We start from the raw sequence: 12,320 nt of genomic DNA, 5'->3' as shown, positions 1-12,320 counted from the left end.
TCCGCGGATCCCGCTCCTGTCCGCTACGCCTGCCCTTGAACGGCGCGCATGGTGGCAGGGGCGGGATTCTTCGTTGTTGGCTCCGGTGAGTGGGGCTTGCGGGCAACGACGATCAGCTCGCCCTGCCCGCTCCCCACGTCCTCGCCGGACCATCCGCCGCTGATGCGTTCCGCGACGAAGCCCGCCATGGTGAGATCGTGCCGCAACTGTTCCTCTGTGCGGAACGCCAGGACCGACGTCTCTGCCGGCTGGATACTCCCGTTGAGCACCCGGTGTTCAGTGAGGGTCACCAGCCCGCCGGACAAAGGAGCGCACTCCATCCACGTTTCCAGGGTGGACCCATCCGGAAGTGTGTGCCCACGGCGCGTCCTTACCGGCGTCCAGCCTTCCCATGCTCGTGCCAAGGGATCGCGGGAATCGAAGGCCAGCCGACCGCCTGGTGCCAAGGCGCGGTGCACGTCGGCAAGTGTCCGGGACCAGTCGTCGTCGGCACTTATCGCTTGAGCGACGTGCGCAGTCATGATCGCGACGTCAAAAGACTCTTCCGGGATCTGCGCCGATGTGCCGTCGATCCATGTCACTTTCTCAGCGCCGCGTTTCCCACGGGCGGCCGCGAGGGAGCTGGTGTTCGGGTCGATGCCAACAACGCGATGGCCCTTGGCTGCAATGGCGAGGCTGACCCGGCCCGTGCCGCAGCCCAGGTCCAGCACACGGCTGTTGGGTTTCTCATTCACCAGCGCGAGGAAAAAGTCGTCGTCCGCGGCCCATTGATTCTCTGCATCGTAAAGGGCTGAGAGCTGGGCCCCGGTCATCAGTGAAGACATCCGCCTACCCTACAGTTCCGGGCCGCGGCCAGCCGGAATTGTGCACAGCAAATGGAAGAGATCAATCCCTTCCATATTCAATCTATAACGCACAAGGGGGCTTGCGGCAAGGCCCCTCTGCTGCTGAAAAATTGATCCACGAACCCCACAAACAAACGGAAAAGGGAGTCGTGAAATGCCTGAAATCAGCCACGTGAAGAGCAGTGCATTTGCTGTGCCTGGGCACCTCGCGCGTAAGGTCGATCCGCGGCTGATCGGCGGCGACGAGCAGCAGTTCGAAGCTATTGCCGCGAGCCTTTCGGAATCCATTGCGGACTTGTCTGTCCGTCTGGATCTCGTGCGGAAACAGCCCGGTGGCCGCGGCCAGGGGGCACTGGATCGGGACCAGGAGATCCACAGGCTCACGGCGCGGCTGCGGTCCCTGCGGCGTTTCGGATTGGACCTTTGCTTGGGACGCATGGTCGGCGCGGATAATCCTGAGCCGGTTTACGTCGGCAGATTGGGGCTGACTGACAGCGGGGGACGCCGGGTCCTGATCGACTGGCGGTCACCAGCGGCCGCGCCCTTCTTCGGGGCAACCCACGCCAACCCGATGGGCTTGGTGAGTCGCCGCCGCTACCGCTGGACACGTGGCCGGATCAGTGACTACTGGGACGAAGTGTTCACCGCCGACGGGTTGGAAAACAACGCTGCGTTGGATGACCAGTCCGCTTTCATCGCAAGCCTGGGCAGCAGCCGCTCGCCGCGGATGCGTGACGTCCTGGGGACCATCCAGGCGGACCAGGACCAGATCATCCGCGCGGGATCGCGTGGCGCTTTGGTGGTCGACGGCGGTCCGGGCACCGGTAAGACCGTGGTCGCCTTGCACCGGGCGGCTTATCTGCTCTATTCGGATCCCCGGCTCAGCCACCGCGGCAACCACCGGAAGAGCGACATCCTGTTCGTTGGCCCCCACCAGGGTTATCTGGCGTATGTGGCCGATGTACTTCCCAGCCTGGGTGAAGAGGGTGTACAGACCTGCACGCTGAGGGACCTCGTCCCCGAAGGTGCCACGGCCGCCGTCGAAAGCGATCCCGAGGTGGCCCGGATCAAATCCTCAGTGGACATGGTGAAGGCGATTGAATCCGCAGTCAGGTTCTACGAGAAGCCGCCGTCCGAGGACGTGGAGGTCGAAACCCCCTACGCCGACATCCGGCTCAGCAGTGAGGACTGGGCCGAGGCTTTCGAGGCTGCGGAACCGGGAATGCCGCACAATGAGGCACGCGATGAAGTCTGGGAGGCCCTGCTCGCCATCCTGGTGGACAAACTGGACGAGCACGATGTTCCGGAGAGTTTGCTGCGCCGGGTGCTGACCCACAACGCCGGGCTACAGGATCGATTCAACAAAGCCTGGCCGCTCCTGGACTATTCAATGCTGGTGGCGGACCTCTGGCGGGTGCCCGCCTATCTGCGCCTGTCCGCACCGTGGCTCCAACCCGACGACGTCGGGAAGCTGCAGCGCAAGGACCCAACTGCCTGGACGGTTCCAGACCTGCCACTGCTGGACGCGGCGCGGCAGCGGCTGGGTGATCCCGGGGCTTCGCAGCGCAGGAGAAGACAGCAGGCCTTGCAGGCTGCCGAACGGGAGCTCATGGACCGTGTTGTGGAGGACCTCATAGCGGCTGACGACTCCGAAAACCTGGAGATGTACATGCTGCGCGGCGAGGACATGCGGGACAAGCTCGTGGACGGGGACGTTGTGGAATCAGTGGATCCGGATGTGCTCGCCGGACCGTTTGCGCACATTGTGGTGGACGAAGCCCAGGAACTGACTGATGCGGAGTGGCGGATGCTGCTCCTTCGCTGTCCTTCCAGGAGCTTCACGGTGGTGGGGGACCGTGCCCAGGCCCGGCATGGGTTTACGGAATCGTGGGAGGAGCGCCTCGAACGGGTGGGCCTGGGCCATGTGACGTTGGCTGGGTTGACCATCAACTACCGCACACCGGAAGAGGTGATGGCGGAAGCCGAGCCCGCGATCAGGGCCGCACTCCCGGACGCCAACGTGCCTGTTTCGGTTCGCAGCAGCGGCATACCCGTAGTCCATGGGGGCGCCCATCAACTGCACACGATCCTGGACACCTGGCTCGCCGCGAACGCTGAAGGGACGGCCTGTGTTGTCAGCCGGCGGGGGCAAACACCCGCGAATCCGGACCAGGACCGCGTCAGCCGGCTCACCCCCGAGCTGTCCAAAGGCCTGGAGTTCGACCTCGTGATACTCATCGACCCCCAAGACTTCGGCTCGGACGCTGCGGACGGGGGAGTGGAGGGGGCCGTGGACCGTTATGTGGCCATGACCCGCGCCACCCGCCAGCTGGTCATTCTCCGGAGTGGGTTCTGAACAGACTGTTCACGCTGCGTTAATCCGCTGCTGTGGCGCCGGTCCTAGTTGAGTGTCGGCGGTGTCTGTTGTACTGGAAGCATGACTATCTTGACTGATACTCCAGTTGCTGGCATCGATGACCAGCCAAATAACACCAACAAGCTCATGGTTGCCTTGGACGTTGACGGCACGCTCGTCGATCACGATGGCCACATGTCTCCGGGCGTGCGCTCCGCTGCGCAAGCAGTTGTCGCCAGCGGCCATGACGTCATGATCGCTACCGGCCGATCATTGAATGCGACGCTACCCATCATCCAGCAGATCGGTCTGGAACGGGGCTACGCAGTGTGCTGCAACGGCGGCGTAACGCTCCGGCTGGATCCCACCTTGGACACGGGGTACCAGATCATCCATAAGGCCACTTTTGATCCCGCTCCGGCCCTCAAAGCACTGCGCGAACGGCTGCCCAACGCCAAATACGCGCTGGAGGATGAGGAAGGAAACTTCCTCTCCACCGAGCGCTTCCAGGACGCCAGCTTCGGCGTGGAATCCATTGGTGTGGACTTCCAGACGATGTTGGACGCCACTGCGGTCCGCGTTGTGGTCTTCAGCAGCGAGAACACCTCTGATGAATTCAACGAGGCCATCAAGCACATCGGGCTCTCCGGAGTGACCTACTCGGTAGGTTGGACGGCGTGGCTGGACATCGCTGCCGAAGGCGTTACCAAGGCCAGCGCCCTGGAGGCGCTGCGTCAGAAGCTCGGCACGGACCGGGCCAACACCGTGGCAGTAGGCGATGGGCGCAACGACATCGAAATGCTCACCTGGGCGGGCCGCGGCGTGGCGATGGGCCAGGCCCCGGATGAGGTGCTCGCCGTAGCGGACGAGGTCACCGCGTCAGTGCTGGACGACGGCGCCGCCCTGGTTCTGCGCGGCCTGCTGTAACTGCTGCTGCCTAGACTGGGGCTGTGTTCTACCAAGAATGCCCGGCGCCGGTCGGGTTGCAGCCGTTCGTCACCCATCTGTGGTTCGTCCGCGCCCAGCCCCAGGCTCGTTACGAGAAGATCCTCCCCGGGCCGGAGGCGCACCTGATTCTTAACCTGTCGGATCCGTACCGGCTCATCAGTCCTTCGGGAAATGGAGCGCAGGCCACCGCAACGGAAGTCGCCACCGGGTTCTACGCGGGCCTGCAACGCAGCTATTTGATCAGCGAGAACCCGGACCAGCTCTTCAATATCGGTGCCCGCCTGACTCCCTACGGCCTCGCAGCGTTCACCAGCCAGCCGCCGTCGGGCCTTCAAAACCGCGTCATTGACGCTGAAAGTGTCTTCCCGGGTTTCACGCAACTGCGCTCGCAGCTTACGGAAGCCGCGCCGGATCAAGCTTTCGCGGCCCTGACGGCCTTCCTGCAACAGCAGATCAGGCCCGGCTACCGTGCGGATCCCAGGACCGTGGCGGCCGTTGAGACGCTGGCACGTGAGGACGTCGAGGTCAGCGTGCTGGCAGCCAGGCTCGGAATCAGCTCCTCCACTCTGGAGCGAGTCATGATGCGGGACTGCGGGACAACGGCCAAGGCGTACTCGGACGTGTGCAGATTCAACCGGATAGTGAATCAGGCGGCAGCGCTTCCCAAAGGTGCGGTGCCGGGGCGCGAACTCCTGCATTTGGCCGATTACTACGACCAACCGCATCTGATCCGCGCCTTCAAACGCTTCAGCGGTTTCACGCCCACCGAGTACCTCCAGGTGGTGCAGAGTTACGGCGCCGAATACGCCACTTTCGTCCCGCTGGAAGAAGTAGACCTATAGTTTTGCGGCTTTAATACAAGACCCCCAGCATCCCGCGGCGTACTGTCCACTCAGGAACTGAGCACCCTGAGAGGATACCCATGGACCTTCAGATCAATTGGCTGGCAGTGCTTCTGGCTGCGTTGGCGACGTTCGTGGTGGGCGGGCTCTGGTATTCCTTGCTCTTCGCCAAACCCTGGCAGAAGGCGGCCGGCGTGAGTGATGAACAGCTGAAGTCGGGGACGGCGCGGGTGTTTGTGGGCTCGTTCATTCTGGCTGTGGTGATGGCCGTCTTCCTGGCGGCTTTTATTGGTCGCGGCGGGTTCGCCTTTGGGACGTTCGCTGGACTGGCTGCCGGTTTGGGGTGGGTGGCCACGGCGTTTGGAGTGAACTACTTGTTTGAGCGCCGTAGCCTGACGCTGTTCGCGATCAATGCCAGCTACAACGTAGTGACGTTCACTGCCATGGGCGCCATCATCGGCGCCATGCAGGGGTAGCGTCCTACTTGAACACGGTGTGAATGGGGCCTCCGCCGGCCGATTCAACAATGGCCTGGGCAACTACGCGTAGTTTGACGTTCCGGTTGCTGGAGGCCTTCTTGATGAGTTCCATAGCTTCCACCTGAGTACAGCGGTTCTGGGCGATGATGATGCCTGTGGCCACGTCGATCACCGTCCGTGACTCCATGGCCGCCCGCAGGTTCGCTGCGGTCTGGCTGTGCTGTGCAATCAGAACTGCCAGCTGAAGTCCTTTGGACGCTTGCTCCACGTAGTCATTGGCGCGCTGTACGGCCGCTTGGTCAAAAGCGTTGGGGCGGTCTGAGTACAGGTTGAGGCCGGCCGTTGAGGCGTTGTCCGGGAGCGGGAAGGGAACCGCCAGCACGGAACGGAGCCCGTGGCCGGTAATGGCGTCGTTGTAGTCCGGCCACGTGTTGTCTTTTTCGAAGTCGGGGATGTGGACCTGGGTTCCTTCGCGGCAAGCGTGGAGGCAGGGTCCGTCCGGATAGGCGTATTGGACCTCGTCCAGTTGCCGTGCCCGCTCACTGCTGCTCGCTACGGTGCCGGCTGTGCGGTGACGCATCAGGGTGATCCCGCAGTAGACCTCTGCGCCAGGGCTGCTGAAAATGGTTGCCGAGTGGCGGGCCAACTCCTCAAGAAAGGCCTCCACATCCGGGGTGTTGAGCAGCAAATCCTGTATGTCTGCCAGCACTGTGGACGGCTCGTCCAGCTTGGGGGTTTCCATTGAGATCTCCGATCCGTGGATTGGCTACCTTTCGAGCCTAGCCCCGTTGAAAGCGAATAGTAAGTATGCTTCTCTTTTAACGAGTCTTGCCGTGGGCTCACCCTTTCCATCTGGTTCGAGGATTGAAGCCCCATGCGACAAGTCCCACCCCTGGACGCCCCAACGCGGCCCTCCGCCGGAGTTTTGGGTGCCGATGACCACGATCATCAGGACAGCTTGATTCTGGATCACCTCAATCTTGCCAAGTCCATCGCCTCCAGATATTCGGCGCACGCCTACGACCTCGACGACGTCAGGCAGGTGGCCTACATGGGCCTCATCAAGGCCTCGCGCGGCTACGACGAGTCAAAGGGCGACAATTTCTCCGCCTATGCTGCGCCCACTATTGCAGGCGAGATCAAGCGGTACCTCCGTGATAACTGTTGGGTAGTCCGCCCACCGCGGACCATTCAGGACGTCAGGCGCCAAGTCCTTGCGCGGACCGAAGAATTGACGCAGATCCTGCAGCGGACTCCCACCCCGGACGAAGTTGCCGCGGACCTGCGGCTGGATCCGGGCCAGGTTGGTGAAGCCCTGATTGCCGGCACCAGCAAGCGACCGGACTCCTTGGATGCTCCGGCATTCGAGGGTCGTGATGGCTTCCAGGGCACTCTTTCGGCGCTCGGATGCCCAACAGAACGCCTGGAGGATGTGCTGGCGCTGCGTGACTCCATCCGGGAATTGAGTGCGGAGGACAGGCATCTGCTGTACCGACGCTATTACCGCGAGGAAACGCAGTCCGCCATTGCCCAAGCTCTGGGGACGTCGCAAATGTACGTCTCACGCAGGCTGTCGAAGATCCTCGGGGGACTCCAGGCGCGGCTGCTGGACGAACAACTAAAGAGCCCCTGCGAATTGTGATCACTGAAGCCGCGGGCAGCTTACTCTTCAGACAACACCACTGTGAGTATCCGGCGCAGGCTCATGGCCACTGAGGCTGGCGCGTTCACAGGAGACTGCTGTGCAGCGGCCTCCGCGACAGCATCGCCAAGGGCCGAGATGATGTCTTTCGCTTCTGCCAAACGGCTGGCCAACTCGCCGGATTCCGCATCCCGCCAGTGATCAATCACAGCCGCAACGGCGTTCAGGGACTCGGCCAGATTGCCCACTACGGCATCAGGGATGACAGTCCCGGCGCCCTCCTCCCAGATGGCGCTCGCCAGGACGTCTGTAATGTCCTGGACGTGGAATGTGAGCCGTTCAAGCGTGCGCAATTCCGCCAAATCACCAGGAAGGCGGGTGGCCCGACGGCGCGACCTGGGGTTCGCTTTGGCGCTCAGCTCGGCCTGGTGGACCGCGGTCCGCACGGCGGCGGCCGTCAGGGACAGATCGTCGCTGCGGCTGGCCCATGCCTCGTGGTTAGGTGGCCATGACTCCTGCATTGCCTTGGCCATGTCCTTGAGCTGCCGGGATAAGGCGCCCTGGTGGCCGGCGATGGCGGGGTCGATGTCGTCCAAGTGCAGGGGCGGAAAAACCAGCCAATTCACGGCGAAGCCCACGGCAACGCCCAGGGCCATCTGGAGCACGTAGGCGAAGGAGAAGCCTTCCGCGTTCGAGTCTCCAAGGACCAGCACGAACAGGGCTGCCATGGGAATCCATTCGGACGCAGTCCCCAGCCGGGGAAGGCCGCCGATCAGCACGCCGAGGCCTACCACCACGGCGACGGCCAGGGCAGTCGGTGCGGCCACTGTGGTGATGGCAAAGGCCATGCCGATGCCCAGGACCAGTCCAGCCAGGCTCTGCAGCCCGTGCTTGGCGGAGTCCGCAACGGTGGGGTGCATGCTGACCAAGGCGCCCAGAGGGGCGTAGTACGGATAGGCGGCTGCGGATCCGGGCATGAAGGGTGCGAGGTACCAGGCGAGTCCGGCTGCAACGGCTGTTTTGGCCGCAAAGAGGATGCGGTGGCGTGTGACGGTTTTTCGAAGCGCGGGGATCAGCCGCCGCCTGCTTGGCAGTTGGCTCATCAAGCCAACATTCGCAGGTATGGCGTCACCTGTCGAGCGGAGAGTGCTGAACGTGAGCGACGCATCAATTTCTTCTGTGGTGGTGATTGGAACCGCCGAAACCGGGTACACACCCCTTGATAGTAACGATACTTACTATCCCGGCTGCTGTCCGCAGCCTGCCAACTGTGGAAAGAGAGCGACAATGACTGAGAGCCAATCTCCGCAGGACGGAAGCTTCGCGACGCCAAGGGTTGGTGCCCACGCCGGGACCCAACCCTTTACGGGAAGCTACCTGGACTCGCCGGACGTTGAAACTGAAACTTCCGGAATCCCTACCACCGGTGCATCCACCGGTTCTGCTGATTCCGGAACCGTTGAGACCGCCAAGCACGAAGCCGCAGGAGTTGCCGGTGCCGTTGGCGATGCTGCCAGCGGCGTCGTAGACACTGCCAAGTCTGAGGCGGGTCACGTTGCCCATGAGGTCAAGGTGAACGCCCGCCAGCTGCTCACTCAAACCAAGGGGGAGCTGTCTGATCAAGCCCAAGCCCAGCAGCAGAGGGTAGCCCAGGGTTTGCGGTCAATCTCCGATGAACTGTCCACCATGGCCAACTCCACGGAAAATGGTGGCGTCGCAACCGACCTGGTCCAGCAGGCCGCCCAGCGTTCCTCCTCGGTTGCCCAGTGGCTCGAGGGCCGGGATCCGGGCTCGCTGCTGGAGGAAGTCAAGGGCTTCGCTCGCCGGAAGCCGGGAACCTTCCTCCTGCTGGCAGCCGGTGCAGGCGTCCTTGCCGGCCGTCTGGGCCGGGGCATGGCGGGCAACGCCTCCAGCCCGGAATCCGCCGGTGGCGCTGACGCTGCACAAACGCCCCACGCAACGTACACCCCCAGTGCAGGCGGCGCTGTAACTCCTCCGGCCTTGGACCTCCCCGGGCCGTCGGTCACCACCGCCGGATACGGTGCGGGCACCACCGGATATGACGCCGGCACGACGGGCGGTTATGAGGGATCCGCGCTTCCTTATCCGGAGACCGGGACCGGTGGCGTTAGGTCCCAGGGGGACCCTCTTGCAGGACCTCTTGATCCGGACGACCCCCAGTACGGAGCGCACCGATGAGCAGTTCCGCCAATCTGCCACCCACGGAGGCCCACGTGAAGGCGGAAACCCTTCCCCTCGGCGAGCTGTTGGGCGACCTGACGCGGGACGTTTCAACGTTGATGCGTCAAGAAGTGGAACTGGCCAAGGCGGAACTCAAGGAGTCCGCCACCAAGGCCGGCAAAGGCGCGGGGATGCTGGGCGGAGCGGCTTACGCAGGCCACATCACCGTGCTGTTCCTGTCCATCGCCCTTTGGTGGGCGTTGGGCCAGCTCGTTGGCCTCGGGTGGTCCGCCGTCATTGTCGCGGTCATCTGGGGAATCATAGCGGCGGTCCTGGCCACCCTGGGCCGCAAGGAATTGAACACCATCAAGGGCATGCCCCGGACCGCTGAGACGGTCAAGGAAATACCCCCGGCTTTGAAACCGAACACTGAGGAGTCACGATGACGCAGAACCCCGACGCCCTGCGCGCCGACATCGAAGAAACGCGCCGGCGGCTGAGCACCAATGTTGATGCGGTGGCTGACAAGGTCACTCCGTCACACATCGTCAACCGCCGTGTGGACAAGATCAAGACTGCCGTCTTCGGCGCCCGTGATGACGTCAGTGATGCTGCAGGCGATGTCGCACACCGAGCCGGGGAGGCGGTTTCGGACGTCGCCGGCAACGTTTCAGGCGCCGTGTCTGACCTTGGCGACGCACCGCAGGCGATCACGCGCAAAACGCAGGGCAGCCCCATCGCAGCCGGTCTCATCGCCTTCGGCGCAGGTTTGTTGGTCTCTTCCCTGTTCCCGGCCTCGGAAAAGGAACGCGAAGCGGCCCAGGCCGTCAAGGAAGCGGCCCAACCGCTTACTGACGAACTGAGTCACGCGGCCCAGGAAATGGCCGATCACCTGAAGGTACCTGCACAGGATGCGATGCAGAACGTGAAGGATAGCGCCACGGATGCGGCGGCAAACGTGAAGGATGAGGGTCAGGCCGCAGTTGCGGACGTCCAGGAACGCGCCGAGACGGCCAAGGACAACGTCAGCAGTCAGTAGTTTTTCCGACGGACCCGGCCGTCCCGCAACTGCGGGGCGGCCGGGTTTGTCATCGGACTTCCAAAATCAACTGCAGCAGCCGTGCCGCGGCCGGACGTGCCGCGTGTTCCTCGGCCCATTGCGCACGTGCCAAGGCCTTGCTCACGGCCTGGGTGGTGATGCCGAGTTCCTGGGCTACGGCTTTTTGCTGGCCGCGGACCCCGGGAGTCAGTAGATCCAGGACCCGCCATTCCGCGGCGCTCCTGTGCTGCACGATGTGTCCCAAGAGGCGAAGCACTGCTTCTGCCTCTGCAGCCAGCGCTGCGAGGGGGCCGTCCACGGCAACGGGGATGCGCTCCTTGCTGTTCCGCAACCGGTCGACGGCGCGCCTGGCGTACACCAAGCCGTGCCCTGACGCGTCCTTGACCAGATTGGGCAGCGGTTCGTTGATGGGTCCCACGCCAATTCCCACGTACCACTGGCCGGAGCGGAGCGCGATCAAGGCTGTCTCCACCGCCTGGTGGCTGGATTCAACGATTCCCTGCACCTCATCCTCAACCGAACGGTCAAAATCGAGCCGCGCAGGAATGTGCCGCAGATCCTTGAGCAGCTGCGGTACAAGGTCGCCGTCGTGCCGGCTGTCGCGTTGGTTGATGGTCAGAGTGAACATAGTGGATCACATGCTACCGGCTGGTAGACCGTCTGCAAGGGCCAAATTTGCCCGCAGCTTAGTCAAGCGCCACTGGCCCGGTCAGTACGACGGCGGGCAGCGCACCCGCCGCTGCCCGCGCGGCCTGGGGCATTCCGCACGCAGACATGGCCTCTCGTATGGCTGTGGCCAGGGGAGCTGGATCCTCGTTTGAGGCAAAGACCCAGAAGGTGCCGCGGGACTGGAAAACCACCGCATTCCTGCCGCCTGCTCCCAGGGAGATTTTCCGGCGTGCCACCAGGCGGCGCTCAGGATCAGTGCCATCAGCGGTGGTTACGGCCTTGATGGTCTTCGGAGCTATCTCGCTCCAGGTAAACACCAGCCTCGTGCTTGCCTGCGAGTATTTGGCCACCATCCCGCCGTCGAAAACCAGCAGCTTCCGGAAGCTCCCCAGAAAGGTCATGGACCACAGAACCAGGCCTGTCAGGATGCTCGTCAACGCAAAGAAGGCGGGATCGTTGAAGTGCCCGGCCTCCCGGGTGGATCGTATGGGGCTGACAAACTCAGCGATGGTCCCAAAGACGAAACCCACCGCTACGCAAGGGAGCAGGGCTTTCCAGAAGATGTGCCGCGACTGAGCCACATGGCGGAGTTCGCCCAGCTCAGGCCGGAGTCTGTGCGCAGTGCGGCGAACCAGCCAGTTACGGCCGCGCATCCGGGCGCTGGCCATAGAGGTTGGGCAGGTTCTGCCGCGCGGCGTCGGATGCCTGAGCTGCGGCAGCAGCCTTGGGATCGGGCACCGGCTGTTGGCCATTGGCAACCCCGGAGCGGCGATCTACAGCGGCAAACTTCGGGTCCCAGGTGTCGTCCCCGCCGCCACTGATTGCAGAGGCAATGAGCATCACCACGAAGAACGGGAAGAAGGACCAGCAGATGGCGCGCCAACCGCCCAGCCATGCACCCGCCGTCGTACCGTTCTTGATCCGCACGGAACGCATCCCGGCGGCGGCGTCGCCAACACTTCCAGCAGTTCCCCAGATCATTCCGTACACGAACAAGCCCACGAACCACAGGACTACGTAGAGAGTCAGCCAGAAACCGTCATTGAACCCCAGGAGCGAGCCGCTGTTCATCATGGACTCGCGCACCACTGCCGCAATGGCAGCCAGGATCACGTAACCCACCAGGAAAACCAGGGCATCCAGCACGCGGCCCCAGAAGTGGGCTGCACCTGAAGCCTTGACGAAGTACGCGCCCGTATCTGTGTGACGGCGAACAGCGCGACCGTTGACGGCGTCAAGCAATCCGGTTGAGGTGGTGGACTTCGAGGTGCTCATGTGGGGCTTTCGGCTGGACGGCG

Annotated in this window: 14 protein-coding genes; 8 read left to right on the top strand and 6 right to left on the bottom strand. The window is 63.3% G+C overall.

Translation table 11 applies throughout. The features are described 5' to 3' along the window. Positions 1 to 23: 23 nt before the first annotated feature. Positions 24 to 824 (bottom strand): class I SAM-dependent methyltransferase, encoded by an 801-nt coding sequence (locus BLW08_RS13065; RefSeq protein ID WP_091325612.1) that lies wholly within the window; start codon positions 822 to 824, stop codon positions 24 to 26. Positions 825 to 999: 175 nt separating this feature from the next. On the opposite strand from BLW08_RS13065, the gene helR reads away from it, so the two are divergent. The 4 genes from helR to BLW08_RS13045 all read left to right on the top strand — a co-directional run bounded on the left by helR (position 1,000) and on the right by BLW08_RS13045 (position 5,467). After that, positions 1,000 to 3,201, top strand: coding sequence for an RNA polymerase recycling motor ATPase HelR (helR, locus tag BLW08_RS13060; RefSeq protein WP_217639241.1), 2,202 nt, complete (start codon positions 1,000 to 1,002; stop codon positions 3,199 to 3,201). Positions 3,202 to 3,282: 81 nt separating this feature from the next. After that, complete coding sequence (locus tag BLW08_RS13055) at positions 3,283 to 4,128, top strand: HAD family hydrolase (RefSeq protein WP_090822330.1); 846 nt, start codon at positions 3,283 to 3,285, stop codon at positions 4,126 to 4,128. A 23-nt stretch (positions 4,129 to 4,151) separates the two neighbouring features. Continuing rightward, positions 4,152 to 4,991: a helix-turn-helix domain-containing protein gene (locus tag BLW08_RS13050; protein ID WP_091325610.1), complete on the top strand. Its 840-nt coding sequence runs from the start codon at positions 4,152 to 4,154 to the stop codon at positions 4,989 to 4,991. A gap of 80 nt (positions 4,992 to 5,071) precedes the next feature. Next, positions 5,072 to 5,467 (top strand): DUF1761 domain-containing protein, encoded by a 396-nt coding sequence (locus BLW08_RS13045; protein ID WP_091325609.1) that lies wholly within the window; start codon positions 5,072 to 5,074, stop codon positions 5,465 to 5,467. Between the two features lie 4 nt (positions 5,468 to 5,471). Here the strand turns inward: BLW08_RS13045 and BLW08_RS13040 are convergent, their stop codons facing one another. Further along, positions 5,472 to 6,212, bottom strand: coding sequence for a GAF and ANTAR domain-containing protein (locus BLW08_RS13040; protein ID WP_091325607.1), 741 nt, complete (start codon positions 6,210 to 6,212; stop codon positions 5,472 to 5,474). Positions 6,213 to 6,344: 132 nt separating this feature from the next. Between BLW08_RS13040 and BLW08_RS13035 the strand changes: the two genes are divergently transcribed. Continuing rightward, complete coding sequence (locus tag BLW08_RS13035) at positions 6,345 to 7,112, top strand: sigma-70 family RNA polymerase sigma factor (protein ID WP_090822337.1); 768 nt, start codon at positions 6,345 to 6,347, stop codon at positions 7,110 to 7,112. Positions 7,113 to 7,132: 20 nt separating this feature from the next. Here the strand turns inward: BLW08_RS13035 and BLW08_RS13030 are convergent, their stop codons facing one another. Further along, positions 7,133 to 8,215, bottom strand: coding sequence for an FUSC family protein (locus BLW08_RS13030; RefSeq protein ID WP_254779856.1), 1,083 nt, complete (start codon positions 8,213 to 8,215; stop codon positions 7,133 to 7,135). 184 nt (positions 8,216 to 8,399) lie between these two features. Here BLW08_RS13030 and BLW08_RS13025 point away from each other — a divergent pair, with 184 nt between their 5' ends. From BLW08_RS13025 to BLW08_RS13015, 3 genes are read left to right on the top strand one after another with little or no spacing between them, the layout of a single operon-like run. Beyond that, a complete protein-coding gene (locus BLW08_RS13025) occupies positions 8,400 to 9,311 on the top strand; it encodes a hypothetical protein (RefSeq protein WP_254779855.1) in 912 nt (303 codons plus the stop codon). After that, positions 9,308 to 9,739, top strand: a complete 432-nt coding sequence (locus BLW08_RS13020; RefSeq protein WP_090822339.1) for a phage holin family protein — start codon at positions 9,308 to 9,310, stop codon at positions 9,737 to 9,739. The genes BLW08_RS13025 and BLW08_RS13020 overlap by 4 nt, the downstream gene beginning before the upstream one ends. Beyond that, positions 9,736 to 10,332, top strand: coding sequence for a DUF3618 domain-containing protein (locus BLW08_RS13015; RefSeq protein ID WP_090822342.1), 597 nt, complete (start codon positions 9,736 to 9,738; stop codon positions 10,330 to 10,332). Before BLW08_RS13020 ends, BLW08_RS13015 begins: the two co-directional genes overlap by 4 nt. Positions 10,333 to 10,381: 49 nt before the next feature. Here the strand turns inward: BLW08_RS13015 and BLW08_RS13010 are convergent, their stop codons facing one another. Genes BLW08_RS13010 through BLW08_RS13000 form a run of 3 tightly spaced genes read right to left on the bottom strand, consistent with a single transcriptional unit; the run spans position 10,382 to position 12,297 of the window. Next, the gene (locus BLW08_RS13010) at positions 10,382 to 10,981 is read right to left on the bottom strand and encodes a hypothetical protein (protein WP_090822343.1); all 600 of its coding nucleotides are present in this window, start codon (positions 10,979 to 10,981) and stop codon (positions 10,382 to 10,384) included. A 58-nt stretch (positions 10,982 to 11,039) separates the two neighbouring features. Next, a complete protein-coding gene (locus BLW08_RS13005; protein WP_254779854.1) occupies positions 11,040 to 11,690 on the bottom strand; it encodes a hypothetical protein in 651 nt (216 codons plus the stop codon). Next, positions 11,662 to 12,297: an RDD family protein gene (locus BLW08_RS13000; RefSeq protein WP_091325605.1), complete on the bottom strand. Its 636-nt coding sequence runs from the start codon at positions 12,295 to 12,297 to the stop codon at positions 11,662 to 11,664. Before BLW08_RS13000 ends, BLW08_RS13005 begins: the two co-directional genes overlap by 29 nt. Between the last annotated feature and the right edge of the window lie 23 nt (positions 12,298 to 12,320).

Source organism: Arthrobacter sp. cf158, assembly GCF_900106835.1.
Classification (GTDB): Bacteria; Actinomycetota; Actinomycetes; order Actinomycetales; family Micrococcaceae; genus Arthrobacter.
This window is presented reverse-complemented; position numbering and strand designations above follow the sequence as displayed.